Source organism: Bradyrhizobium sp. CFUWI (assembly GCF_056429085.1).
This window is the reverse complement of record NZ_JBWJZE010000319.1, coordinates 1-387: the sequence shown is the minus strand read 5'-3', so window position 1 is coordinate 387 and position 387 is coordinate 1. Positions and strand designations below refer to the sequence as shown.

Below are 387 nucleotides of genomic sequence, written 5' to 3'. Positions count from 1 at the left end.
CCTCGGCGTAGGGCGCGAGGTCGTAGTTGTGCGTTTTGACGAGCTGCAGCTCCAGCTCGACGCCGAGCGTCAGCGGCTCGGAATGGTGGAATGCTTCCAGGCTCATGGCTGCTGCTCCCGCTCTGCGTTGGCGGCGCGCGTGGCCGGCGCCCAGGGTTTCGAACTCTCTCCGGCGCGGTAGATGGCGACCGTGGCGATGACGGCGCCCAGCACTTCCATGAGCAGGATGGTGGGCAGCGCGATGCGGGCGATCAGCTGGCCGGTGGCGGCCGAGGCCACCACGAACTGCGAGGCGATCAGCAATGCGATGGAGGACATCGGCGTCATCGCGCAGCCCACCCAGAGGGCCTGGCGCCAGCTCGCGCCGCCGCCCACGTTGCCCAGGGC

Annotated in this window: 1 protein-coding gene; it reads right to left on the bottom strand. The window is 69.8% G+C overall.

The window, feature by feature from the left end:
• Nucleotides 1-102: 102 nt before the first annotated feature.
• Nucleotides 103-387 (bottom strand): hypothetical protein (locus AC066S_RS40000; protein WP_478272095.1); only part of this gene is annotated, 285 nt, incomplete at its 5' end.